Origin of the sequence: Lactiplantibacillus paraxiangfangensis (assembly GCF_036246185.1) — a bacterium.
GTDB lineage: Bacteria > Bacillota > Bacilli > Lactobacillales > Lactobacillaceae > Lactiplantibacillus > Lactiplantibacillus paraxiangfangensis.
In genome coordinates this window covers 38,037-62,766 of the sequence record NZ_BTPW01000020.1, presented here as the reverse complement: position 1 = coordinate 62,766, position 24,730 = coordinate 38,037, and the positions used below count along the sequence as shown (strand labels likewise).

The window sequence follows — 24,730 nt, the reverse complement described above, 5'->3', positions numbered from 1 at the left end:
AGATAATCATTTGCTTCGTATCTTCTGAGATCTGGCAATGTGGCTTAACTAATGATGTTTGTGCGCTAAAAGTATGCTTACAGGAGTTACACCGATAACGTTGCTTACGCAATTTTAAAATAATTGGTCGTTCTTTGACTGGGGGCATTCTGACATTAATTAGGTTAGTCCCAAAACGCACTACTTCGGGCTGGCCACAAAGTGGGCAGTTCTCTAAAGGATAGGTCAGTTTGGCGTGAACAACCTGTTTGCTTGGATCACTACTATCAATATCAGTACAAATAATATTTGGGTCTTTAATTTGAAGAGTATCTTCGATAAAATGGTTTTGGGACATCTTTTCTCACTTGCCTTTACTTTTACTTTGGTCGGTGCTAGTGGTGCATTGAGGAGATTTGTCCTTTTTATTTTACACAAAAACTGGGTGTTGATGGAAATCCATCAACACCCAATATTCTAGAGCCATAATTTAGAAATGACTATCACTACTGTTACGGTGTTAATAGCAGTTGCACTTTTATAGCTGCTAAACTTAGATTTACTGTATCAAATTTTCAGTAGCGTTGTTGATTCCAAAAGTTAACTATCCTTTTGGAAATCCTTGCTTTTAAAGGCTTTTAAGCGCCCATTATTTGCAGATTGACTATCACTGAGTCAAAATATTGATTTAGATTTTTGAATTACTATAATCAACACTATCTTATTCAAAGGGGCGACCATGCTAAGTCTAACGACGGTAACGATTAGTTGATACAGTGAGGTAACCTATGAAAATCCTAAAATCCATTCTGATTTCATACGCACATGGTATTGTGATCTTCGCATTGGTATTCTATCTTATGACAGCCAAGCCCAACGGTACCATGCCTCTACATTGGTATTTCTTGAACACTTTATGGTCATTATCCTATTTGGTTGCTTTTCCAGCGCTAAGATTGTTAGCGCCAAAGTTTAGCAAAGTACGCGTTAAACTGACGTCACTGACGACTAAATCTTTAAACCTTGATGCTGCTACGAGAGAAAACAAATCTAGGCTATATCATGAATCCATCAGTCCCGTAATGAACCAACTAGACATCAAAGGTCATAGTAACAATCGGGACGACGGGACTAGTTTAGCCGCTGATATACTACTCAGCGGCGTTTTCATTGCTATCGCAATACCAGCATTACTGGTGGTGTTGGTCAAGAAAGTCAGCTGAATTTTGCACCTGACAAATAAAGCTGGGGGCTGTGACATAAGTCCCCCAATTAAAAGCTGACCATAGCAAATCCGAAGATTCTCTATGGTCAGCTTTTTGATATCATAAAACTGCCTGGCAAGCAGCGTAAATTCTGTGTCCAACTTTAAGGAGTTACTTCATTAACCTATTTTTCTAAAATGGTCTGGTAAAGTGATAACCCCAACTTGTTCATTGCGGCCACTTGCGTTTGTTCCTTACCATCCTGAGATAAAACGACCACTACGAACGCACCGTGCCGGTTTTTAATAATGGCCGCATCGTTTTGAACGCCGTACTCGTTGTATTCCCCGGTCTTATTGTAAACGACGGCGTCACTTGGCAAGTCGTGCGGTAACTTAGTATGGTTGACGTTTTGCTTTAAAATCGACAGCATTTGCTTGTCAGCTTGTTTAGAAACTAGCTGATGATTATACAGCTGCTTTAAAAGCTTGGCGACGTCTTCAACCGAAGTATAGTTATCCTTGCCAGCCTGTAACGCGGTCGTATCCATTAGATGCCGTCCAAGCTTGGTTTGGGATAACCCCAAGCGTGAAATTTCTTGGTTAACAACTCGTAACCCACCAACGGTATCAATCATAATATTGGCAGCGGTATTGTCACTCTCGTCGATCATTCGTTTCGTGATTTCCTTATAAGTCAAATCACTGCCGTTCGGTAACGTTTGTAGCGTCCCCGTGCCACCGACTTTATCGCTCGACTTTAACTGATAAGTGTTGTCTAAATTCAATTTTTTGTCAGCCACTTGTTGGTAGACGGTCGCCAGGATAAAGAGCTTAATGACACTGGCGGCCCGTTGTGACCGGTTATGGCTAACAACGGCCCCATTCCCCGTCACTGGAACAACGGCGACCGAACTGGTTCCACCTAACGCGGCCATTTGCTGGTCAACGACTTGTTTGACCGCCGCCTTGGGAAACGACGATTTGGCCGGTGCGCTAGGTTTAGGCGCTTTAGTCGTTTTGACAGATTGGGAGACTTGATCCTTTTTCGCCACCGTCTCCTTGCTAGTGGCTCGCGATGACTTGGTCGCCGGTGCCGCTTGTTTTTCCGACTGACCATTTTGATAGTAAACGTAACCGCCGATTGCCACGATCAGGACCACCGCTCCAATAATAAATAGCCACGGCCCCCGTTTTTTGGGCTGACGTGTGCCCCCACTACGATGTTGGTCTGAACGGGTTTGCATCACCTTTTGCTGCTCCGGTTGCGGTTCAGCAGTAGACTGTGCCTGCGTTAATGGCTGACCACAGTTTTTACAAAAAGCTGCCTTTGGTGCGTTTTTAGCGCCACAAAATTTACAATACAAATTATTTTCCCCTTTTGAGTTGATCATCCGAACTATCTTTTCAGATTATAAACTTTGCTCAGCTAACCACGCAAGTAAAACCAGGTGGCCAACTGAGCAATCCAACCCAAAATAAAAGACTGTGACAATTGATCACAGCCTTTATTGATGTTCGAACCGTAGTTTTAATGCCTACGCTTCATTAGCAATCTTTAGTGGCGCAATGTGGTACTCGGCCATTTCTTTAATAATTTTTTGAGTCAGTAATTCATTATGTGTGACTAAGCTCAACGCGTAAGCCACATAATAATGGTCATGGGCCGCTTGAACATTGTTCAATACAACTTCATTGGCCGCTTTTTGGGCGTACAACCGGTCCAACAAGTACAATGATTGACTATCCTGGGCTTTCTTTAAAGCCAAGTCAATGAGCTCCAAGGCTTCTTCAGGGAAGTTAATCTTAGCGTACAGTTGAGCCGCCGAAGCGTAAATCAAGATTTCATTTTGTAAGTAATCGTCATCACCAATTGGTGCAGCCTGCGCATCCATGGTGTGCAACGTTGCAACCGCCTGTTTAACAAAAATTTCTGCCTTATCGTAAGACTGTTTGCGTTCGTAAGCCAATCCAGTGCCAAGGGTCGCTAGAATCGCAAACATGTCGTGGCTCGACTTGACGAACTGATTAAGTAACATCCCAAAGTTGAAAATGGCTTCATCAGCGTTATCGTTCAACACTAGTTGTAAGTAGCCTTCATAATAGTAATACTGCTTCTTATCACTATTACTACGTAACTGCTTAGGCCGAATTTTAGTAAAGACTTCCTGGGCCTCTTCCAACTTCGTATGTCGAATCAATAAATCAATTTTTTTGAAAGTCCGGTATAATTGGTCGTCATTTTCAATAATGACTTCGGACAAACGAATTCCTAATCGATTACAAATTTTCATCATAATTTTCATACTTGGAATTTTGCTCTTTTTTTCAATCAAACTAATCGTTGCCTGCGTACAAATCCCTTCAGCTAGTTCCTTTTGGGACATCCCCTTGCGCTTCCTGAATTGCCGAACTTTTTCTCCCAATATTCTCATGATAAACCCCTCTTTTATATTGCCTAAACACTAACTCTATCTGATCATCCGCTTTGCCCGACCCCACTCGCAAGCAAACCGTCGCTTAACACCGAATCAATCCTCAAGTAACATGTTTAAATAGTTGGACACCATTTAATTGGGCCATACCAATTACACATATAATTATATTCAGATAATACATTATAAGCAAGAAATAAGAGTAATTCTTATTTAATATTAAGTTATACCATGCTTTATAGGGCGGGTCATTTATTAATTATCACGTTTTATGGTTCGTTAACCAACTTATATTAAGTGACGTTAATTGACTGTCAGGTGCAAAATAGGTGATGAAATCAAGTCAGCGTCCCTTTTGCTTACCTCAATGATTCCACAGATAAAACTTAGTTATTCATCACTTAAAGACTTAATAACAAACTCAAGCTCTCATGTCATTCACACCATTTTATAACCAACTTACTAACCAATTAATTAATTGATAAAAGTAGTAATGGGTCGGTTTTGCTTGCAATTGCCGTAATTTTCCGGGACGATTGGTAATCAAACCATCCGCGCCCATCGCTGATAATCGTTGCATCGCCAGGGGTTGATCAACCGTCCAAAAATAGACTTCGTGACCGTCACGGTGCATGGCATTGACCTGTTCGCGGGTCGCCGTTAGCGCCTGCAAGGAGTAAAAATCAGCGACACTGTGACTAAAGTTAGTGAGATAAAACGGCGTGATCAATCCGAGTCGTAACTGACTTTGACGTTGCCGTAATCGCTCAATCACTTGGTAGTCCAAGGAATGGACCGCACCATGTGCTTGGATCAAACGCTGCCCATAGTCGGCCGCAAACGGGCCCATGAGTTGGGCGGCGTCTCCTAGGGCCTTCACCTCAACCAACAACGGCTGATGAAGCTTTTCAGCGACCGTCAAGTACTGCTTAAAGGTACTCAGCTGCCCGCGCTGACCGTTTTCCGATAACGTAATGCCGTCCAACTGCTTGAGTTTATAACGCTGAACGGGCCCCGGACGGTCAGCCAAATGCCGCAGGTCCGGATCGTGCATCACGACCCAATGCCGATCATCCGTTGGTTGAATATCCATCTCGACCATGTTCGGCTGGGTCTGCTTAACCGTTTGTCGTAACGCACTGGTGGTGTTTTGCACCCCGTCCGGCCCATTGACCCCGCGGTGTGCAATCACGGCTGGTAACGGCCCTGAGACTGGTTGTAACCACCAACCCGCATATCCGACTGCCACAATAACCAAAATCAGCTGGACCCAGCGATTGGTAACCGTGATGACTCGCTGCGGCCAGTAGCGATGCCATAGTTGCCAGACGCCCCACCAGGCTAGTAATTGTAACAATGCCAAACTAAGCACTGCCATTAAATAACCCCAACTTGGCTGGATTAACTCGATTAACCAGACACCGCCGGCTAGAAAAGTCCCAATCGCAAACCAGGCGACCACCCACGGGAGGAGCCGCAGCACTTGCTTAGTTGCTGCCCACCAGGACGCGTGCCAACCCGTTAGCCAATACTCCCGGTAACTCGTTGGGCGTTGTAACTGTTTCCGCAAACTCGGTAGCCATTTAAACGACCATAGCCAGGCCATCAACCAAAGTGGACCCACGACGGGCAACCACTCGTAGCGCGTGTTAAAAATAACATTCTGAAAACTTGCCGGCAATTGAATACTGGCCTGCAGCGTCGCTAAGTAACCGCCCCAGCCGAGCGGCAACCAGAGTGCACCCGTCAGGACAACTAGCGCCCACGTCAGGCCCCTTTGTCGCCAGGACCAACTTTTTTGTCCACTCACTTCGGCCAAACTAGGCACCCAAACGCTCACCAAAAGCAGCCCCAAGGCACTGAGCCAGCCCCCGACCGTTAACCCAGCTACTTTCACTAGTAACGCTAACGTCAAGCCGGCTCCCCACCAGTACGTTGTACTCAACGATAAGGACATTCTTTTCTTATTAGGTTTAAAAATATTTACACCCCCCAACTAAAAATGGTGGCCACGATGAATGGACTTCATCCCGGCCACCACAAACTCGTGATCTATTTATTCAGCATCTAATGCAACAAAATCATAATGGATTTCTGATTGATGCTTAAATTCATCAAACCCTAATTGAATTAACTTGTCGATCAGGTCCGTGTAGCTAATCCCTGAAACTTCCCATAGTTTTGGATACAGACTGATGTTCGTAAACCCAGGTAACGTGTTGATTTCACCCAAGTACGGTTCGCCATCTTCTGAAACTAAGAAATCGACCCGCGCCATCCCCTTTAGACCCAACGCTTTAAACGCCCCTAAGGACATGTCTTGAATCCGCTTGGTTAAGTCAGCTGGCAATTCAACTGGCAATTCGAAACTCACACCACTGGCATCGACAAACTTGTTGTTGTAGTCATAGAACGTATCGCTCTTGGGAACGTCGATTGCACCTAGCTTAGAAGCTTTGGCATCCTCGTTTCCTAAGATCGAACATTCCACTTCACGCGGGTTGTCGATTGATTCTTCAACTAAGATCTTGTAATCATACTTAAAAGCATCAGCCAAACCATCCACGTATTCCTGTTCATTTTCAGCCTTGTGAATTCCAACCGATGAACCTTGGTTAGCTGGCTTGATGAAGAGGTGGGCGCCCACCTTTTCACGTAAATAGTCGTAAGTCATTTGGTCCCGGTTTTCCGGCGTAACAACGACGTATTTCGTATTTTGAATGTGATGATGCGTCAAAATCTGCTTAGTAATATCCTTATCAAAACTGGCAGCGGAAGCTAATACACCACTCCCAACGTAGGGTTTCTTCAATAATTTAAAGAGTCCTTGCAGCGTCCCATCTTCACCCAAGTTTCCGTGAACGACTGGGTAAAAGATATCAATGTCTTTGGCCAACGCCAAATTCTTGATGGGCGCCAATGGATCACTCATATCCAATTTTGGCATTTCGGTAGCCACAACGTCATCTTCAGGTTCGCCAGCGAAGACCCGGCGAGTTGCCGCGTCACTCAAGACGATCCCATCCTTCGTCAACAAGAAGAGGTCAATGTCATACTTTGTTTTGTCCATGGCATCGTAAATGTTATGCGCTGAACGCTTCGAAACGTCATGTTCCGAAGAGTTACCGCCAAACAGTAAGCCAACGTGGATCTTTTTTTGTGTCTCCATAATTTATGTTCATCCTATCAAGATTTATTTCATACTACGGCTTAGTCAATTCTACAATAATTCGTGACAATTGAAAACATTTTTGCAATCAATTATTTAGTTATTATCCGCATCAAACGGTGCAGTTAGCACAATCTTACCTAACATCTGTCCAGATTCAACGACCGCATGGGCCGTTTTCAAGTTCGTTGCGTTGATGCCCTCAAGCACGCGCTTGGTCGTCGGTTGCAACACCCCTTGGTCAGCTAACTCAGCGACCCGTGCCAAAATCATCCCCTGCGTCGCCATGGCAGTGAGCCGATAATTCGCTTTGGTGAACATGAACTCCCACGCAAAGTTTAAACTCTTCGGCTTTAATAGGTCCATTGGCAGCGGCTGTTGGTTCGTCACCACGGCGACAATTGTTCCCAATGGCCGAACTAACGGTGCCACGATTGGTAAATAGCCGTCGGTCGAATGCAAAATAATCGCGTGATCAACACTGTCATACCCTGCCGCCTGTAATTGCTTGGCCAAATCATCGTGATAATCCAGAACAACGTCGGCGCCTAACTGCTTGACCCAAGCGGTCGTTGCTGGTTTGCCAGTCGTCGTAATCACGGTCAAACCGGCCCACTTGGCTAACTGAATCGCAATCGAGCCGACCCCACCAGCACCGTTAACGATCAGGACGGTTTTGCCGAGATTGGCTTGCCGTTCCGCTTTTAACGGTAACTTTTCAAACAACGCTTCCCAAGCCGTCAGCGTGGTCAACGGTAACCCCGCCGTCTGTGCGACTGACCAATTCTGCGGTGCCAAGGCAACTAACCGTTCATCAACTAATTGGTACTGCGCGTCGCTGCCTGGTCGATCGACCGCACCAGCGTAATAAACCAAGTCATCGGTCATAATTGACGTGACCCGATCACCCACGGCAAGGACCTTACCCACAGCGTCAAACCCAAGAATCCGCGGGTCGCTAGTCGCTGCCTGCCCCTGACGTTGCTTAGTATCGATTGGATTGACCGCGGTTGCGAGTACTTCCACTAGCAAATCACGTCCCTGTGGCTGTGCGACTTCAACCTTGATATCTTGAAAACTAGCCGGATCACTAATAGGTAATCCTTGATATAGACCGACCGCTTTTGCTTGCATCCCTGAGACTTCCTTCCAAACTCATCCTAAAAATTCTAATTCATCATCCAAATAATCGACCACGGCGGTTGGAAAATCATCGTGTAACGCCATGGCTTCGAGTAACCGATTCCGGTTAAAGACGCGTGTCCACGCCGCTTCCGTACCTGGTGCTGGCTGCATCACCATCGAGCGGTGCCAGCCCTTCATCGCCATCAGCAGGTAATCACTGTATAACTCATCCTTGTTCGTAATGAGTGCCAAGTATGTTGATAGCCGTTCCGGTTCACCGTAGATTAAAGGCGTACTCAACCGTTGATAACGGCTGATGATTGCGGCTAACATTAATAGTTTATCCGCACGCGCCAATTGTGCTTCGTCCGCGAGTTCGTCTAACAAGTTACCAATGTGGGTGTAGGCGTGGGCCCAACCGTGGGTCCCAACAAACCCCCGCGTATCATTTTCCAATAAGACGTAGACCGTGAACTGGCTGACTAACTGTTGGAGGCGCGCATCGGTCATAAACGTCACACCAGCGTGATCGGCGTATAACAATACGGACAGGAGTAATACGGAAAAGGACCGCACAAAAACCGCGTCATTTTCTGGCTCATTGATGTGGGCGAATAGTTGATCATCTTGAACCAACCAATCAAAAATGGTGCCGAGTTGATCAGCGGTCAACAGTTGTTGTTGTAACGCTTCGTTCAATAGGTAATAACAACCCCGGTCGCGAATAGCTGGGTTCAATGAACCAACGTGACTGAGCAACTGTTCAAGCTGTTGATCCGTAATTTCGGTCAACGTCCCCGCATCCAAACCAGTACGCAATTCCTGAACTAAATCCAGAATATCGTCTTCAGGCGTGCTGACCGTCGTTGCCGGCGTTGGCTCTAGCTGATCAATCACCGTTCCCAATCGTTGTGGTAGTGACTGATATAACTTGCCAGCTCGTAATTCTTGTCTAATTTCTAATACTGAAGCTTTTACTTGCGCTAATTTTTCTGCTTGCATAATGACCTCGTTATATCCAATTTAAGTTCTATTTTAGCATGTTGACCAAGCGCTGCCCATGGAATACGACTGATTCTAACAGAAACGCTAGGAATTTTTGAGATGAAAGGGGCGCGTTACCAAATCGCAATTATGCCATCCAGTAACCCGCCCATGGTGATTTCCACCCGTTCAATTGTGTTTTAATTTAATTTTTGCCCGTTGGTTGGGGCAAGATATCCACTTGCGACTTGATGAACTTGGCCGATGCGCTCAATTGTTCGCGTTCGTCCGCAGTTAAATCAAGTTTGATCAAGGATTCAATCCCGTTCTTCCCAATGACTGCTGGCATCCCCACGTACGTCCCAAACTCTGGGTCGTATGCTGAAACGGGACAAGCTAACTGTGCATCCGCACTGACGGCTTCGGCTAAACGCACCCCGCAAGTCGCAATCGCAAAGTTGGTGTAATGTTTCCCAGCCATCACGGCAAACGCCCCTTGCCGTGCATCCTCTTCAAGGGCTTTTAAATCTAAACCTTCAAAGTTTTGAATTGGCTGACCGTTAACGCTAACCGTTGACCACGCCACAAACTGAGAGTTCCCGTGTTCACCGTAAACGTAACCCGAAACATTTTTACCATTCGTATGCACCGCTTGACCGACGTACTTTTGCATCCGCGCCGTATCCAAGAACGTCCCCGTTCCGAATACCCGGTTACGTGGAAAGCCCGTCATCCGTTGCAAGTAATCCGTCATGACGTCGCACGGGTTCATGATATCAATCAGAATCCCTTTGAAACCAGACGCCACGATCTTGGGTGCAATATCACGCACAATGGCTTGGTTAGAATCATACTCGCCAAAACGCCCCTTGCTACTAGTCATATCGATTGCTTTAATATTACCAGAAGCGATAATTAGAACTTCCGCATCGGCCAACGCCGAGTAGTCGTTTAAAATAATCTTCGTGGTTGAACTTAGTCGTGCCGAAGCATCATCTAAATCAAGTTTTTGAGCAGTCGCTAACGCTTCGTTCTTATCGATTAAAACTAATTCGTCAACGGTCCCTTGTTGGACCAACGTATAAGCAACGGTCGCACCGACTTGTCCTAACCCAATCACACCATATTTACGCATTGTGCAAACCCCATTCTGTAGTTTATTTTACTCCGTTTAGCGTACCTTTAAGGGCGCTCAAAGTCAAGCGGGGCGCGGTCTCATGCGATTTTAATAAATTAATTTTTCTAGCCAATTTACTTGCTTTTCGTAAGTTAGGATCCAACTGGAAGGTGTCGTTCATACGGCACTAAAAATCCGGGGCAAAACGCAAAAAAAGCTGTCCAGAAATATGGCTGAACAGCTTTTCCAATTATTATAGTCGAAACGTGCGACAACCGGCAGTTTGCTCCGCTTAACCCAAAATCAGCGACTATTCCAAGACCAGGAATAAGCGCTGATTTTACGTTAATGCTCACAAACTAACCGCCTGTGGTCACACTCTAATTATCAGATACGGGCATGATGGCACCCTTGTACTTCGTCTTGATCCATTGTTGGGTACTCTTAGACGTCAACGCCTTCATCAACTTCTTGATGGCTGGCTTGTTTTGATCGCCTTTTCGAACGGCCACAATGTTTGCGTATGGTGAATCCGATTTTTCTAGCGCAATGGCGTCCTTAGTTGGGTTCAATCCGGCTTGTACCGCGTAGTTCGCGTTGATAACGACCGCGTCGCCTTCGTTATTCTTATAGAACTGAGCCATTAATTTAGGTTCGTACGAATGCTTGAACTTCAGGTGACGCTTGTTCGTTTTAATATCATTGAAACTAGCTGACGTTAAGTCCGTTCCGGGCTTTAAGGTAATTAACCCGGCGTCTCTAAACAACGTTAAGACCCGGCCGTAGTCGGCAACGTTGCTGCTAACTAGGACGGTTGCACCGTTCTTCAAGTCTTTTAAGTTTTTGACCTTCTTAGAAAAGACACCGATCGGTTCCAAATGCACGGCCCCTGCGGAAACGAGGGTCCCATTATTTTCCTTGTTCCAATTCTTCAAAAATGGGACGTGTTGGAAATAGTTGGCATCCAATTCCTTTGATGCCAACGCCTTATTTGGTAATACGTAGTCTTGGAAAACTTTGATCTTTAAATCAACGCCCTCTTTTTTAAGTTGCGGCTGAATGTGCTTTAAAATTTCAGCGTGTGGGACTGAGGAAGCCCCAATTGTAATGGTATTGCTTGATGACGACTTACCGCATCCCACTAGTAAAAAGGCGGTTGCTGCAACTGCTAATAATCCTAAAATTCCCTTTTTTTTCATCTCAAATGCCTCCTAAAAATTCTCTCTTAATTTGCACGTTTGTCGATTCGACGAACGGCCCAGTCCCCAATGAATTGAAAAATAAACACAATGATCACGATAATCACCGTTGCGACTAACGTAATCGCGTTATTGTTCGACTGAAACCCATCTTGGTAAGCGAGGGTTCCCAGCCCACCAGCCCCGATTGCACCGGCCATAGCCGTGTAGCCAATCAAACTGATGGTTGTAACGGTAATCCCGGATACCAATGCTGGCATACTTTCTGGTAACAAGACCTTCCGAATAATTTGCCAACGCGTTGCACCCATGGATTCAGCGGCTTCCACGACCCCGTGATCGAGTTCATGAAAGGCTAATTCAACCATCCGGGCATAAAACGGTGCGGCGGAAATGATCAATGAAGGTAACGCTGCGCGTGGTCCGATAATCGTACCGACCAGTTTTTGCGTAATCGGCAATAATAGCACGATCAAAATGATGAATGGAATCGACCGGAAAACGTTCACGAACAACGCGACTAGCCAATTTAACACTTTGATCAACGGATTGTGACTATTCGTTGTTTCAAATAGCAGCAATCCTAAGGCCAGTCCCAAAATTGCGACGACGATCATTGAACCAACGGTCATCCATACCGTTTCCCAAGTTGCGGAGAACATATTGCCCCAATCAACGTTTGAAAATTGAAAATACGAACTTAAACCCTGACTATTCACGGTTCAATACCTCCGTTTCTACGCGCATCTTTTGTAAGTAAGCGAGCGCACCATCAATCTGCGTCCGGTCCCCCGTCAATTGGAGGTATAACGACCCAATCGCGCCTTCTTGTGTCTGGTGAATCCCACCTTCAATAATGTTCAAGTCCAGTGGGTACTGTTTCAGCATTTCCGAAACAATCGGCAATTGCGCCTGATCACCATGGAACGTCAGCTTAACAATCGTACCGTTTGGATACTTGGCTAACAACTGATCCACAACAACCGTGGTATCGTTTAATGACGGCGTCACTTCTTCATTAACGAAGCGTTTTGTAACCGCTTGTTTTGGCCGTTTAAAGACTTCTAAGACCGGCCCCTTTTCAACGATCTTACCATCCTCCATCACGGCCACGTGGTCCGCAATTTTACGAATCACGTGCATCTCGTGTGTGATTAGCACGATGGTTAAGTGTAATTTCTGGTTAATCGATAATAATAAGTCTAAAACTTCGTCCGTCGTTTGTGGATCCAACGCGCTAGTCGCTTCATCGGATAGCAGGATTTGCGGGTCATTTGCTAACGCCCGGGCAATCCCCACCCGTTGCTTTTGACCACCGGATAATTCTGAAGGGTAAGCCGTTTCCCGACCAGCTAGCCCAACTAAATCGGCTAAGTGTTCAGCCTTTTGCTTCGCTTCAGCTTTACTTTTGCCCGCAATCTCTAGTGGAAACATGATGTTTTCTAAGACGGTCCGCGACCATAGTAAATTAAAATGTTGGAAGATCATCCCAATTTTATGTCGTTGTTCCCGTAACGGCGCCCCGCTTAACGCGGAAATCTCGACCCCGTCAATATTGACCGAACCGCTCGTTGGTGTTTCCAATCCGTTCAGCATCCGCATTAGCGTACTCTTACCAGCACCAGAATAACCAACGATTCCATAAATATGTCCGTCTTCGATCTTTAAATTAACATCTTGGACCGCATGGACACTCCCCTGTTTGGCATCAAAGGTTTTTGTCACATCTTTAAATTCAATCAATTCAATTCCTCCTTACACATAAAAAAACTTCCCGTTCTGCAGATAATTACGGTCATAATTATCAACAGGACGAGAAGCTCGGTCTCGTGGTACCACCCATTTTTACAATTAGCTCACACTAATTGTCTCAAGAGTTCTAACAAACTCCGCACGATAATGGGTGCGACTCAAGCCTGACTTACGAATTCGCTCACCAGACTTCATTACTCCAAGACCATCTTCGGCTTCATGATCAATCCCTTTGCACCAACCCGGGACTCTCTAAGTAATCATAACCACGTACTCATCTTTTCAAAATGATAAATTTTTTAATCAATTGTTAATGTTGCTCGATGTACTGAGTATACCCGACCAACATTCTGGTTGTCAAGAGTTCCAGATTAGTCCACATCGATTAACCATGCAACCCCGTCTTCAACACTGTTTAACGCGTCGTAGTTAGCGGACAGCGCCGGATTAACAGCAACGACCGTACCATTGATAGGCGCGTTAAATTCGGAGACCGCCTTAGTTGCTTCAACACTTAGAAAAGCAGATTTCTGACTAATTTTGTCACCCACGGCGGGTAACTCAGCGTATTTGATTTCACCCAAAGCTTCATGCGCTGCCTTAGTTAATCCTAACCGCGTCCGCCCATCAACATCCTTAGTCCAAAAGTAATTTGCGTCTTCACTCATACTTAACACCATGCTTTCCTAAAATTTTTTAACTATTCAAACCGGTCATTACGACTAAACATGTATGACTTGTAATGGTACCGCATCGACATAATTAGTCCAATCCCGGCCATGTTAGCAATTAAAGCTGAGCCCCCTTGACTGATAAACGGCAATGGAATCCCGGTCATCGGTAACAGTCCGATACTCATCCCAACGTTTTCAAAAACGTGGAACAAGATCATCATGATAACCCCAGTTGAGATATAAGCATAAAATTCATTCTTAGTATCAAAAGTCACCCGGATCATTTGGTAAATCAACAAGAAATATAGCAAGATCACAACGGCCGCCCCAACGAACCCGAAGTTTTCCCCAATAACGGAGAAAATCATATCAGATTCACGCACCGGCACGGTCACGTGGGACACGTTGAAACCGCGTCCCGTGATTTGTCCGGAACCAATGGCTTTCATACTTTGCCAAACTTGGTACGCGTTGTTAGACGTATCCGTAGATGGATTCAACCAAGTATCAATCCGTGCGAACTGGTACTGCTTGAAACCAAGTGCTTCCAAGATATGCCGACCACTATTCGAAATCACTAAATATAAAGCCGTCGCAGCAACCACAAACACCACTGAAAAAGTTGGTGCAAGCAATCGCCAAGAAATTCCTGAGACGAGGATGACCCCACCTAAAATGGCGAAGAACACCAACATCGTCCCAAAGTCATTTTGTAACTTTAGCAGGATGGCAACTGGTACCATGTACGCGACCAATTTTCCGATCAACTGCCAGTCACCAGCCGTGGTGTGCGTCGGATTCTCCGTATTATGCATCGTCACGACCCGCCCCATCATTAAGATGAAGGCCGGTTTCATGACTTCCGAAGGCTGGAAGGTCAGCGAGCCAACCCCAAACCAACTTTTGGCCCCGGTACTATTAAACATTGGCCGACTATAAAAGATCAAAACGGCCGCTAATAGAAATATCCCGAACCAATATGCAATCGGAGCGACCCGCCAGAGCTGTTCTGAATCAAACTGCATGATGATGACGGCCAGTGCTGTCCCAATAACGAACCACATCAACTGTGAAATAACCTGTTTCGTCACGTTCACAGAACTTGAGTCGTGTACGGCGGCAACGTAGATCGAGGCTAACCCGATCAAGCCTAGCATCATCACTGAAAATATGATACCCCAGTCAATTCGTGAGTCTTCTTGACCACGGAGTCTAGATTGTTCTGCCACAAATAACGCTCCTTAATTTTAATGCCTTTAAGATACGTTTAATTATACAACAACCTGGCCCCGAGTAAACGGAACCAGGTTGAAGGTTTACTAAAAATTAGCCTTTGTGTAAGTGATAAGCTGACAAAACTTCTTGTAAGCTTTCATCAAACGACTTGCTGTGTGCAAATGGTTGATTATCACTCATCATTTCGGCTTCATAGCGGTCACCATTTTGGATGACCTGACCAATGATTTGTTTGCCAATTAGGACTTCCGTTACCGTTTGGTCATTGACCTTGGTTTCGTTTAAAGTCACAGAAATTGATTTATCTTTTTTTGACACTCGTTTTATCCTCCCTAAATAGCGGGTTACGGCGCAACGTGAAATTGTCCGGAACCGGGTCTAAGCCACCCTTAACTAACGGCTGACACCGTAAGACCCGGGCAATTCCCATGAGACCACCCTTGAACCAGCCAAATTTTTCAACGGCGCCTAGTGCGTAGTTGGAACAGGTTGGCTGATACCGGCAGTGCGACGGTGTAAACGCAGAAAAGGCCCGTTGATAAAAACGAATGCCTTTCATTAATAGCCGCTTCATGGGTGTTACTTCTTGTTTTTAGCCGTTTTTTGCATGTGCTCGAGTAAAATCCCTGCACCTTGCGCAACGTTGTTGAGTGGGTGTTCCGCAACCACAACCGGCACCTTCAGATTTTCACTGATAAGTTGGTCTAAGCCGCTGAGTAACGCGCCACCACCAGTTAAGGTGATTCCACGATCAATGATGTCCGCTGCAATTTCTGGTGGCAACGTCTCCATGACGTGGTGTGCGGTACTGACGATTTGCATCAAAGTCTCGTGAATGGCTTCTTCGACCTGATTTGAATCGATATCAAGTGACCGTGGCATCCCAGTAACCGTGTCCCGGCCCCGAACTTGCATGACCTTATCGTCTTCGTCATCTTGTTTGAAGACTTGGGCGATTTGAATCTTAACTTGTTCAGCACTACGTTCACCAATTAACAAGTGATGGTTGTCCTTCACATAGTTAACGATATCTTGGTTCATGCGATCTCCAGCCATTCGTAATGAACTGCTGGCAACGATATCGCCCAATGATAGGACGGCAATATCGCTGGTCCCACCACCAATATCAATGACCATGTTACCGCGTGGTTGGAAGATATCCATGCCGGCACCAATGGCCGCCACTTTTGGTTCCACTTCCAAATAGACCTTGCTACCACCGGATTTTTCGGCAGCTTGCAAAATGGCCTTCCGTTCAATTTCAGTTGTGTTCGTTGGGGTACAGATCATGATGCTAGGACGCGACATGATTCCCCGAACGTTTAATTTTTTAATGAAATACGACAGCATTTCTTCCGTGACGTCAAAATCTGAGATCACACCGTCTTTTAACGGACGAATTGCGCGAATGTTGCTCGGTGTCTTACCTACCATTTGATAGGCTTCGGACCCTACCGCTAAAACTTGATTCGTGTTGGTATCAATGGCAACTACGGACGGTTCGTTCAATACGATGCCCTTACCCGATACATAAATCAAAACATTGGCAGTACCCAAATCAATACCAATATCTAAAGCCATGTTTTTGCTCCTCTCAAACATCCAATATACAACTTGTCATTATACCATACTCAATAGTTCATGAGAACACGCGCTAATCGTCGCGCCGTTTTGACCATTCATCGACCGTTAACGAATAGATTACTTCATCATGATACTGTTCATTGACCAAAATATTTTCAGGCAAGGTCGCATCTAAATGGTATTGGCGTCGTTCAGCAACCGCACGACTTGCCTTATTGTCCACCATGGCACCCAATTGAATCTTATGAAGATCTAATTCGGTGAACGCAATTTCTTCTAGGCGTTCGAGTGATTTAGTCATGACGCCGCGGCCCGTAAAGGCTTGGCCTAACCAGTACCCAATTTCGCCACGGTGGTTCAGTGCGCTGATATTATGGATATCAATGACCCCTGCAACTTCACCGTCCACGATGATGGTTGCCAAAAAGACGTCACCTTGAGCCTGTTTAGTTAACATGCCTTCGATGAATTGACGTTCGTCATTTGCCGTCGTCATTGCATCGACCCATGGTAACCACGTCTTTAAGTACGCGCGGTTCTGCGCAACTAAGTCAAATAATGGTTCGGCATCGGCAACTTCGGTTGGTTTCAAAGAAATATGTTTGTCAATAATGTTAATGAACATTTGAGTCCTCCTGAATGAATTAACTGGTTTACGTAGCTTCGTGTCACAAAAAAAGCCCTCAAAAACGAGTTTATCGCATTTTGAAGGTTTTGTAAGCAATTATTATCTTTTTTATTCTGCCGCTTCGTTAGCAAAGTCAGGATTCAACGCGTAAACGGTCTCATCCGGAACGTTGATCCGTTCGATCTCCGCCCCTAACTTTTCCAACTTACCGTGGAAATTAAAGTAGCCACGGTCAAGGTATTTCAAATTAGTAATCTCGGTGTAACCATGCGCAACCAAGCCGGCAATCACCAAGGCTGCCGCTGCTCGTAAATCACTAGCAGCCACTTGCGCCCCGTTGAAGTCCGTTGGACCATATAAAATGACCGAACGCCCATCAATCTTGAAGTCCGCGTTCATCCGGCGTAATTCCTCAAGGTGCATAAACCGGTTTTCAAAGACCGTTTCAGTTAACAAACTCGTCCCCTGCGCACAGAGCTGCAAGATCGTCATTTGAGGCTGCATGTCGGTTGGAAAACCGGGGTGCGGTAACGTCTTAACTGAAGTAGGCTTCAGCTTTTCCGGGCCAATTACCCGAATGCCAGCGTCTTCTTCAGTGACTTGAACACCCATTTCACGCATTTTAGAAATCAACGGTTTATTATGCTCAGCAATGGCATCTTCAACTAAGACGTTCCCCCGAGTAACCGCCGCCGCAACCATGAACGTCCCGGCTTCGATTCGATCTTGAACCACACTGTGTTCGCAACCATGCATGGCTTTGACCCCTTCGATCCGCAACGTTTCCGTTCCGGCACCGGTGATCTTCGCACCCATCTGGTTCAAGATATTTGCTAAGTCCACGATCTCTGGTTCACGAGCCACGTTTTCCATCGTCGTGGTCCCGTCAGCCAAGGTCGCCGCCATCATAATATTTTGTGTGGCCCCAACACTTGGAAAGTCTAAGTAAATTTGGGCACCGTGTAAATGGGTTGCCCGAGCTTCAACGTAGCCATCATGGCGTTCGATTTCAGCTCCTAAAGCACTTAAGCCCTTCAAGTGAAGGTCAATTGGTCGTGAACCAATTGCACAACCACCGGGCATCGCCACTTTGGCTCGCCCTAAGCGTGCCAAGAGTGGGCCCATCACAACGATGGAAGCCCGCATTTTTGAAACGTATTGAAACGGTGCTTCAGCAGATAATTTCTGACTGGCATCGATATCAACCGTCTTATTAATTTCATCAAAATCAACTTTGGTATTTAAGAACCGTAAGACGTTATTCATTGTAAAGACATCCGATAAAACGGGGACATTTGTTAAGTGAGTCTGACCGCTACTTGCAAGCAAACCCGCTGCCAAAATTGGTAAGACCGCGTTTTTAGCCCCTTCAATATGAACATTTCCTGTCAAACGTTGACCGCCATGAACAACAATTTCTTCCATGGATAACCCTCCATCATCAAGCGATTATAAACAAACAAGTTACGTGAGATTTCGGATTGCGTCAAAAAGAAGTTCGAAGAGCAACCTCATTGAATCGTTACTAAAACAAGTTACGATCATGGTACCGAAACAGTGCTAACACTGCCCAATAAGCAATCCAAATTTAAAGCAACAACCATGGATGATGACTAACGTTCCTTTACACTAACCGAACGCTAGTCCCCAGCCGGTTCCTAATCATCATAACATAGAACCCTTCTGAATAAATATTACATTTTACATTTCTGTTACAATTTCATCACAAATATTTAAGGCTTATGATTGGTTAATTAATTACGTATCATTACCCGTTTTTTCACTTATTTTTACTCGTTGTGAGGCTAAATATTTGCATATCTATCGCAGCTGTACCTTCTCAAATTTAGGTCACAAAAAAAGCATCCGCACTAATGCAGATGCTTTTGCAGGATATTCACGATTACCGGTGCGCAACGTGGAGCCGGTTCATCGCCCGCCGCAATGCGACTTGCGCCCGCGCTAACTCAGCATCATCATGCTTTTGTTGCGCTTCTTGAATCCGACTTTCCGCCCGCTTCCGCGCGTTTTCGGCCCGAGCAACGTCAATGTCATTTTGACGTTCAGCACTGTCCGCTACAATGGTTGCAACGTTCTCGCTGAACTCAACAAAACCACCGTTAACGGCAATTTCATCATCTTCTTGATCACTTTCGATTTGCTTGATTCGGACTTCATCGATTGCTAATGACGCAATCACGGGAATATGGTTCGGTAAAATCCCGAGTTCCCCGTTGATCGTACGTACGATCAACATCGGGGTTTTGTTCTCATAGACCTGACCGTCTGGAGTTACGATGCTAACGGTTAATGATTTTCCATTGTCAGCCATAGAAACCCCTCCTAATCAGTGACCATCGATTTCGCTTTTTCGACGACGTCTTCAATCTTACCAACTTGACGGAATGCGTCTTCTGGTAGGTCATCGTATTTACCTTCAAGGATTTCTTTGAAGCCCTTTACAGTGTCTTTAATTGGTACGTAAGCACCAGGTTGACCCGTAAAGTTTTCAGCAACGAAGAAGTTTTGTGACAAGAAGAATTGAATCCGCCGTGCACGTGCAACGGTCGTCTTTTCTTCGTCAGATAATTCATCCATCCCTAAAATTGAGATGATATCTTGCAATTCACGGTACCGTTGCAAGACCCGTTGAACTTCGGTAGCAACTTCATAATGTTCTTGACCCACGATTGATGGATCCAAGGCGATTGATGAAGAAGCCAACGGATCAACGGCTGGATAAATCCCTTGTTCAGTCAAAGAACGTTCCAGGTTGGTCGTTGCATCCAAATGGGCGAAAGTCGTTGCAGGTGCCGGGTCGGTATAGTCATCGGCAGGCACATAAACGGCTTGAATTGAAGTAACGGAACCCTTCTTAGTTGAAGTAATCCGTTCCTGCAATTGACCCATTTCAGTTGCTAACGTTGGTTGGTACCCAACGGCTGAAGGAATCCGGCCAAGTAAGGCGGAAACTTCAGAACCAGCTTGGGTAAACCGGAAGATGTTATCAATAAATAACAACACGTCTTGGCCAGCAACATCACGGAAGTATTCCGCAATGGTTAAACCAGTCAAGGCAACCCGCATACGGGCACCCGGTGGTTCGTTCATTTGTCCATAGACCATGGCGGTGTTCTTAAGAACCCCAGACCCCTTCATTTCGAAGTAAAGGTCATTACCTTCACGAGTCCGTTCACCAACACCGGTGAAGACGGAAATCCCGTTATGTTCTTGGGCAATGTTATGAATTAATTCCTGGATTAAAACGGTTTTACCAACACCGGCACCACCGAACAACCCAATCTTACCACCACGAACATATGGTGCTAAGAGGTCGATAACTTTAATCCCAGTTTCCAGAACTTCCGTACTGGTCGTTAATTCATCATACTTAGGCGCATCCCGATGGATTGGGTTACGTTCAGCATCTGGACCGAATTCTGGACCACCATCAATGGTTTCCCCTAAAACGTTAAATACCCGGCCTAACGTCTCTTTACCAACGGGAACGGTGATTGAAGAACCAGTGTCTTCAACAACCATCCCGCGACGTAAACCATCCGTACCATCCATTGCGACGGTCCGAACAACCCCGTCACCTAATTCCAACGATACTTCAACCGTTAAGGTTTCGTCGTTGTCTTTTTGGATGATCAAGGCGTTATTAATATCCGGTAACTTGTCGTTTAGAGAGAATTCAACGTCGACAACGGGTCCAATAACTTGTACAACTTTACCTGTACTCATTAGTCGTTAATTCCTCCCACTATTCTTGCGCAACCAAGCCACCAGTGATTTCAGTAATTTCAGTGGTAATAGCAGCTTGACGCGCACGGTTATATTTCAGATTTAAGCGATCGATTAAATCGCCAGCGTTATCTGATGCGGCCTTCATCGCCGTTGACGATGAAGCGTGTTCAGCAGTCTTGGCATCCAAGATTGCCCCATAAACCAGGCTTTCGGCGTATTGTGGCAACACGGCCGACAATATGGCTTCTTCCGATGGTTCCATCTCGTATTCAGGACCAACGTCTACCCGGCTGTCCTTAGCTTTACGGTTATCTTTTTCACTTTGTGCAAAGGTTTCTTCGGAAATCGGCAGCATTTTAACTGACCGGAACCCGGAAGAAAGCCGGTTGATAAAGTGGTTGTAGAAAACGTAAAGTTCATCGAACACTTCGTTATGGTACATCGAGGTGACTGTTTTAACGATTTCCCGCACTTCCTTAAAAGTTGGTACGTCAGAGACGCCGCGGTATTCGTACGCCACGTTTAAGCCGTTCTTTTTAAAGAAGTCCGCACCAGTACCACCTACCGCCAAAACAACGGTATTATCAGCGTTTAAGTCGTGGTTTTGCATAAAGTCATTCGTCTGTCGTAAGACGTTACTATTATAGCTTCCCACAAGCCCCCGGTCAGAGGTAATCACTAATAAACCGGTCTTTTTAACGGGACGTTGTGCCAACAATTCACTAACCGAAATGGTGTTGGAATTACTGTTAGGCACACCGGCACTGGATGTCATCAGATGAGCTTTGGCAAGATGTGACACAATGCTTTCAACTTTTGAAGCGTACACCTGATACGTCGACGTATGCTTTTGAATCTGGTTCAACTTTGCAGTTGAGACCATTTGCATCGCGGACGTAATTTGGTGGGTCTTCTTGGTTGAGTCAATGCGGCGCTTAACATCCATTAATGATTCTGCCATGCACTACTCACCATCCTTTTCAGCCATTAATTACTTTGCAGTAGCAGCGGTAGGCTGGAACTGCGCAGCAAATTCATCCAAAGCACTGTTTAACTTGTCAGTATCTGGTAATTTACCAGTTGAAGTGACAGCGTCAAAGAGTTCTTGGTGATTTGCATGAAGAGATTCAAATAATTCTGCTTGGTAACGCGCAATGTCTGAAACTGCGACTTTGTCCACGTAACCATTCGTCAATGCGTACAGAATCATGACTTGTTCTTCAACCTTTAATGGTGAATGGACAGGTTGCTTCAATACTTCCACGATCCGTTGCCCACGGTTCAACTTAGCTTGCGTTGCCGCATCCAAGTCAGAACCAAATTGTGAGAAGGATTCAAGTTCATGGTATGATGCCAAGTCCAAACGTAAAGTCCCAGCAACGGACTTCATGGCTTTGATTTGAGCATCCCCACCAACCCGGGAAACTGAGGCCCCAGCATCGATGGCTGGACGAACCCCAGAATAGAAGGAATCGCTATCCAAGAAGATTTGCCCATCGGTGATGGAAATAACGTTGGTTGGAATATAAGCGGAAATATCGCCCGCTTGGGTTTCAATGATTGGTAAAGCCGTCATTGAACCGCCACCCAATTCGTCATTCAACTTTGCAGCCCGTTCGAGTAAACGTGAATGCAAGTAGAAAACATCACCAGGGTAAGCTTCACGACCTGGAGGACGACGTAAGATCAATGAAAGTTCACGGTAAGCCGTTGCTTGTTTTGAAAGGTCATCGTACACGATCAAAACGTGCTTGCCATTAAACATGAACTCTTCACCGATCGCTGCGCCGGCGTATGGTGCCAAGTAAAGTAACGGTGCTGGTTCAGAAGGACCGGCCGTTACGACGATGGTGTAATCCATCGCGCCTAACTTCTTAAGCGTTTCAACTTGGGCCCGCACTGTTGAGTCTTTTTGACCAATAGCGACGTAGACACAAATCATATCTTGATCTTTTTGATTTAAAATTGCATCGATGGCAACTGATGTTTTACCAGTCTTACGGTCACCGATAATCAATTCACGTTGGCCACGACCGATTGGAACTAAGGCATCAATGGCCTTGATCCCAGTCTGTAATGGTTCGCTAACGGATTGCCGTTGCATAATCCCAGGCGCTTTATGTTCAATTGGCCGCGTGTTCGTGGTCTTAATTTCACCTAAACCGTCAATGGGTTGACCTAACGGGTTAACAACCCGGCCAATCATGGCGTCCCCAACGGGAACTTCCATGATACGACCTGTCCGCTTGACCGTATCGCCTTCACGAATACCATCAAAATCCCCTAAAACAACGATACCAACATCGTTGCTTTCGAGGTTTTGGACCATTCCATAAACCCCATTACTGAATTCGAGCAATTCACCTTGTAAGGCGTTGTCGAGTCCATGTGCCCGGGCGATCCCATCACCAACGTAGGTGACAGTACCGGTTTCAGCAACTGAGAGTTCAGTCTGGTAACTTTCTAATTGTTGTTTGATTAGAGCACTGATTTCTTCAGATTTAATGCTCATAAAAGTTTCACCTCTTCGTAAACTAATTGTTGATGAGTGCTCGTCTTAAATTCGTTAATTGTAACGCAACGCTACCATCAAACGTTTGATTATTTGATTTCACAATTACGCCACCAATGATTGCTTCGTCCACTTTACGGGTCAAAACAACCTTTTGTGCGCCAACGCGTTGGGCAAACGCCGCTGCAATGGCATCAGCTTGCTCATCTGACAACTTGACCGCAGACGTCACTTCGGCATGCACTATCTTATGACTTTCATCGAAACGTGCTTCAAACGCGTCGACAATGTCAATTAAGTTCGACATGCGGCCGTAATCATACAACATTTGAATAAAGTTTTTAATGTATTCAGAAGCATGGTCAGTCAAAGTTGACAACGTGGCCTGTTTTTGATCAACCGGAAGCAATGATCCTGAAAGGACCTCTGCCAATTGCGGATTGTCGACAAAGACTTGCCGTAATTGCTTTAACTCAGTCAGGAATGCTTCGGTCTGATCCTTTTCAATTGCAAGCTCAAAGAGTGCCTTTGAGTATCGGTTTGCAACTGTAAGTTTATCAAGACTCATGCTTTCCCAACCCTTCAATATACGAATTAATTAATGCCTGTTGGCCTTCCGGATCCAACTGCTTCTTGATAATCTTCGAAGCAATTTCAACCGAAATATCTGCCACGTCAGATTGGACGTTCTTTAAGGCATCTTGACGCTCCTGTTCAATATCCTTGCGCGCGTTTTGCTTATACTGCGTTGCTTCGTTTTGAGCGTCAGCAACGATGGTTGCACGTTGCTTTTCACCACTCTGCTTTGCGTCAGCCACAATTCCACTGGCCTCAGTTCGTGAGTGTGATAAAGCGTCGCGCCGTTGATCTGCTAAGTCGTTGGCCTCTTGCCGTGACTTTTGTGCAGAATCAATATCGTTTGCAATCTTGTCAGCCCGTTCACCCATCATTTTCGTGATTGGGTTCCAAGCAACGACTGCAATTAACGCCATCAAAATAATGAAACTAATCGCAATAAACAGCATATCGCCAAGGTATAAACCGGATGATGCACCGAGAATTAAATGCGAGAGCATCTAATGACACCTCCTTCTTTCATTTTCATTAAAATGAACTCGTTGACCAATGATTACTTGTTCATAACCATCAAGGCAACAACGAAGGAAATGATTGGCATTGATTCAATTAACCCAACACCGATGAACATGTTAGTCCGTAATTGACCAGATAATTCTGGCTGACGGGCCATACCTTCAAGCATCTTTGAAATAACCAAACCGTTACCAATACCGGCACCTAAAGCGGCACCAAACATAGCAATACCTGCAGCAATTGCTCCCATAATTTGTGTATCCTCCTTAAAATTAAAAAACAAGAAATTC

At 45.4% G+C, this 24,730-nt stretch carries 25 protein-coding genes; all 25 read right to left on the bottom strand.

The window, feature by feature from the left end; all coding sequences use genetic code 11:
• Positions 1-337, bottom strand: a 337-nt coding sequence (locus AAA939_RS11420; RefSeq protein WP_338230516.1) for a transposase family protein, incomplete at its 3' end; no start/stop codon positions are given.
• Between the two features lie 1,031 nt (positions 338-1,368).
• Positions 1,369-2,550, bottom strand: a complete 1,182-nt coding sequence (locus AAA939_RS11415) for a serine hydrolase (protein ID WP_338208919.1) — start codon at positions 2,548-2,550, stop codon at positions 1,369-1,371.
• A gap of 171 nt (positions 2,551-2,721) precedes the next feature.
• On the bottom strand, positions 2,722-3,618 hold the full coding sequence (locus tag AAA939_RS11410; RefSeq protein WP_057707697.1) for a helix-turn-helix transcriptional regulator: 897 nt from the start codon (positions 3,616-3,618) through the stop codon (positions 2,722-2,724).
• 448 nt (positions 3,619-4,066) lie between these two features.
• Positions 4,067-5,563, bottom strand: a complete 1,497-nt coding sequence (locus AAA939_RS11405) for a glycerophosphodiester phosphodiesterase (RefSeq protein WP_338230886.1) — start codon at positions 5,561-5,563, stop codon at positions 4,067-4,069.
• Positions 5,564-5,674: 111 nt separating this feature from the next.
• On the bottom strand, positions 5,675-6,787 hold the full coding sequence (locus tag AAA939_RS11400; protein WP_338208915.1) for a D-alanine--D-alanine ligase family protein: 1,113 nt from the start codon (positions 6,785-6,787) through the stop codon (positions 5,675-5,677).
• 96 nt (positions 6,788-6,883) lie between these two features.
• The gene (locus tag AAA939_RS11395; RefSeq protein WP_338208914.1) at positions 6,884-7,921 is read right to left on the bottom strand and encodes a zinc-binding alcohol dehydrogenase family protein; all 1,038 of its coding nucleotides are present in this window, start codon (positions 7,919-7,921) and stop codon (positions 6,884-6,886) included.
• A 21-nt stretch (positions 7,922-7,942) separates the two neighbouring features.
• A complete protein-coding gene (locus AAA939_RS11390) occupies positions 7,943-8,914 on the bottom strand; it encodes a DUF2785 domain-containing protein (RefSeq protein WP_338208912.1) in 972 nt (323 codons plus the stop codon).
• A 187-nt stretch (positions 8,915-9,101) separates the two neighbouring features.
• The gene (locus tag AAA939_RS11385) at positions 9,102-10,031 is read right to left on the bottom strand and encodes an L-lactate dehydrogenase (protein WP_338230885.1); all 930 of its coding nucleotides are present in this window, start codon (positions 10,029-10,031) and stop codon (positions 9,102-9,104) included.
• Between the two features lie 362 nt (positions 10,032-10,393).
• Entirely contained in the window at positions 10,394-11,212 is an 819-nt protein-coding gene (locus AAA939_RS11380; protein WP_338208908.1) for a MetQ/NlpA family ABC transporter substrate-binding protein, read from the bottom strand.
• Between the two features lie 26 nt (positions 11,213-11,238).
• Positions 11,239-11,931, bottom strand: coding sequence for a methionine ABC transporter permease (locus AAA939_RS11375; RefSeq protein ID WP_338208906.1), 693 nt, complete (start codon positions 11,929-11,931; stop codon positions 11,239-11,241).
• The gene (locus tag AAA939_RS11370) at positions 11,924-12,955 is read right to left on the bottom strand and encodes a methionine ABC transporter ATP-binding protein (RefSeq protein ID WP_338208904.1); all 1,032 of its coding nucleotides are present in this window, start codon (positions 12,953-12,955) and stop codon (positions 11,924-11,926) included. Before AAA939_RS11370 ends, AAA939_RS11375 begins: the two co-directional genes overlap by 8 nt.
• Before the next feature lie 380 nt (positions 12,956-13,335).
• Positions 13,336-13,632: a glycine cleavage system H family protein gene (locus AAA939_RS11365; RefSeq protein WP_057707712.1), complete on the bottom strand. Its 297-nt coding sequence runs from the start codon at positions 13,630-13,632 to the stop codon at positions 13,336-13,338.
• Between the two features lie 32 nt (positions 13,633-13,664).
• Positions 13,665-14,867 (bottom strand): FtsW/RodA/SpoVE family cell cycle protein, encoded by a 1,203-nt coding sequence (locus tag AAA939_RS11360; RefSeq protein ID WP_338208901.1) that lies wholly within the window; start codon positions 14,865-14,867, stop codon positions 13,665-13,667.
• Between the two features lie 97 nt (positions 14,868-14,964).
• Positions 14,965-15,192 (bottom strand): DUF2969 domain-containing protein, encoded by a 228-nt coding sequence (locus AAA939_RS11355; RefSeq protein ID WP_057707716.1) that lies wholly within the window; start codon positions 15,190-15,192, stop codon positions 14,965-14,967.
• On the bottom strand, positions 15,176-15,448 hold the full coding sequence (gene yidD / locus AAA939_RS11350) for a membrane protein insertion efficiency factor YidD (RefSeq protein ID WP_338208898.1): 273 nt from the start codon (positions 15,446-15,448) through the stop codon (positions 15,176-15,178). The genes AAA939_RS11355 and yidD overlap by 17 nt, the downstream gene beginning before the upstream one ends.
• Before the next feature lie 5 nt (positions 15,449-15,453).
• Complete coding sequence (gene mreB, locus AAA939_RS11345) at positions 15,454-16,455, bottom strand: rod shape-determining protein (RefSeq protein ID WP_057707720.1); 1,002 nt, start codon at positions 16,453-16,455, stop codon at positions 15,454-15,456.
• A gap of 73 nt (positions 16,456-16,528) precedes the next feature.
• The gene (locus AAA939_RS11340) at positions 16,529-17,083 is read right to left on the bottom strand and encodes a GNAT family N-acetyltransferase (RefSeq protein WP_338208896.1); all 555 of its coding nucleotides are present in this window, start codon (positions 17,081-17,083) and stop codon (positions 16,529-16,531) included.
• Between the two features lie 111 nt (positions 17,084-17,194).
• A complete protein-coding gene (murA, locus tag AAA939_RS11335; protein WP_338208895.1) occupies positions 17,195-18,511 on the bottom strand; it encodes a UDP-N-acetylglucosamine 1-carboxyvinyltransferase in 1,317 nt (438 codons plus the stop codon).
• 478 nt (positions 18,512-18,989) lie between these two features.
• Positions 18,990-19,418: a F0F1 ATP synthase subunit epsilon gene (locus AAA939_RS11330; RefSeq protein WP_057707727.1), complete on the bottom strand. Its 429-nt coding sequence runs from the start codon at positions 19,416-19,418 to the stop codon at positions 18,990-18,992.
• Positions 19,419-19,429: 11 nt separating this feature from the next.
• The gene (gene atpD, locus AAA939_RS11325; RefSeq protein ID WP_057707729.1) at positions 19,430-20,833 is read right to left on the bottom strand and encodes a F0F1 ATP synthase subunit beta; all 1,404 of its coding nucleotides are present in this window, start codon (positions 20,831-20,833) and stop codon (positions 19,430-19,432) included.
• A gap of 19 nt (positions 20,834-20,852) precedes the next feature.
• Entirely contained in the window at positions 20,853-21,797 is a 945-nt protein-coding gene (locus AAA939_RS11320) for a F0F1 ATP synthase subunit gamma (RefSeq protein ID WP_057707732.1), read from the bottom strand.
• Positions 21,798-21,827: 30 nt separating this feature from the next.
• Complete coding sequence (atpA, locus tag AAA939_RS11315; RefSeq protein ID WP_057707734.1) at positions 21,828-23,348, bottom strand: F0F1 ATP synthase subunit alpha; 1,521 nt, start codon at positions 23,346-23,348, stop codon at positions 21,828-21,830.
• A gap of 22 nt (positions 23,349-23,370) precedes the next feature.
• Positions 23,371-23,916, bottom strand: coding sequence for an ATP synthase F1 subunit delta (atpH, locus tag AAA939_RS11310; protein WP_338208892.1), 546 nt, complete (start codon positions 23,914-23,916; stop codon positions 23,371-23,373).
• On the bottom strand, positions 23,906-24,424 hold the full coding sequence (gene atpF, locus AAA939_RS11305) for a F0F1 ATP synthase subunit B (RefSeq protein WP_057707738.1): 519 nt from the start codon (positions 24,422-24,424) through the stop codon (positions 23,906-23,908). The genes atpH and atpF overlap by 11 nt, the downstream gene beginning before the upstream one ends.
• Before the next feature lie 53 nt (positions 24,425-24,477).
• Positions 24,478-24,690, bottom strand: coding sequence for a F0F1 ATP synthase subunit C (atpE, locus tag AAA939_RS11300; protein ID WP_003639224.1), 213 nt, complete (start codon positions 24,688-24,690; stop codon positions 24,478-24,480).
• Positions 24,691-24,730 lie beyond the last annotated feature (40 nt).

What these genes read in the sequence shown, in the direction of transcription:
- AAA939_RS11410 (WP_057707697.1), bottom strand. Translation starts at nt 3,618, where the DNA reads ATGAGAATATTGGGAGAAAAAGTTCGGCAATTCAGGAAGCGCAAGGGG.
- AAA939_RS11400 (WP_338208915.1), bottom strand. Translation starts at nt 6,787, where the DNA reads ATGGAGACACAAAAAAAGATCCACGTTGGCTTACTGTTTGGCGGTAAC.
- AAA939_RS11395 (WP_338208914.1), bottom strand. Translation starts at nt 7,921, where the DNA reads ATGCAAGCAAAAGCGGTCGGTCTATATCAAGGATTACCTATTAGTGAT.
- AAA939_RS11390 (WP_338208912.1), bottom strand. Translation starts at nt 8,914, where the DNA reads ATGCAAGCAGAAAAATTAGCGCAAGTAAAAGCTTCAGTATTAGAAATT.
- AAA939_RS11385 (WP_338230885.1), bottom strand. Translation starts at nt 10,031, where the DNA reads ATGCGTAAATATGGTGTGATTGGGTTAGGACAAGTCGGTGCGACCGTT.
- AAA939_RS11380 (WP_338208908.1), bottom strand. Translation starts at nt 11,212, where the DNA reads ATGAAAAAAAAGGGAATTTTAGGATTATTAGCAGTTGCAGCAACCGCC.
- AAA939_RS11365 (WP_057707712.1), bottom strand. Translation starts at nt 13,632, where the DNA reads ATGAGTGAAGACGCAAATTACTTTTGGACTAAGGATGTTGATGGGCGG.
- yidD (WP_338208898.1), bottom strand. Translation starts at nt 15,448, where the DNA reads ATGAAGCGGCTATTAATGAAAGGCATTCGTTTTTATCAACGGGCCTTT.
- mreB (WP_057707720.1), bottom strand. Translation starts at nt 16,455, where the DNA reads ATGGCTTTAGATATTGGTATTGATTTGGGTACTGCCAATGTTTTGATT.
- AAA939_RS11340 (WP_338208896.1), bottom strand. Translation starts at nt 17,083, where the DNA reads ATGTTCATTAACATTATTGACAAACATATTTCTTTGAAACCAACCGAA.
- murA (WP_338208895.1), bottom strand. Translation starts at nt 18,511, where the DNA reads ATGGAAGAAATTGTTGTTCATGGCGGTCAACGTTTGACAGGAAATGTT.
- AAA939_RS11330 (WP_057707727.1), bottom strand. Translation starts at nt 19,418, where the DNA reads ATGGCTGACAATGGAAAATCATTAACCGTTAGCATCGTAACTCCAGAC.
- atpD (WP_057707729.1), bottom strand. Translation starts at nt 20,833, where the DNA reads ATGAGTACAGGTAAAGTTGTACAAGTTATTGGACCCGTTGTCGACGTT.
- AAA939_RS11320 (WP_057707732.1), bottom strand. Translation starts at nt 21,797, where the DNA reads ATGGCAGAATCATTAATGGATGTTAAGCGCCGCATTGACTCAACCAAG.
- atpA (WP_057707734.1), bottom strand. Translation starts at nt 23,348, where the DNA reads ATGAGCATTAAATCTGAAGAAATCAGTGCTCTAATCAAACAACAATTA.
- atpH (WP_338208892.1), bottom strand. Translation starts at nt 23,916, where the DNA reads ATGAGTCTTGATAAACTTACAGTTGCAAACCGATACTCAAAGGCACTC.
- atpF (WP_057707738.1), bottom strand. Translation starts at nt 24,424, where the DNA reads ATGCTCTCGCATTTAATTCTCGGTGCATCATCCGGTTTATACCTTGGC.
- atpE (WP_003639224.1), bottom strand. Translation starts at nt 24,690, where the DNA reads ATGGGAGCAATTGCTGCAGGTATTGCTATGTTTGGTGCCGCTTTAGGT.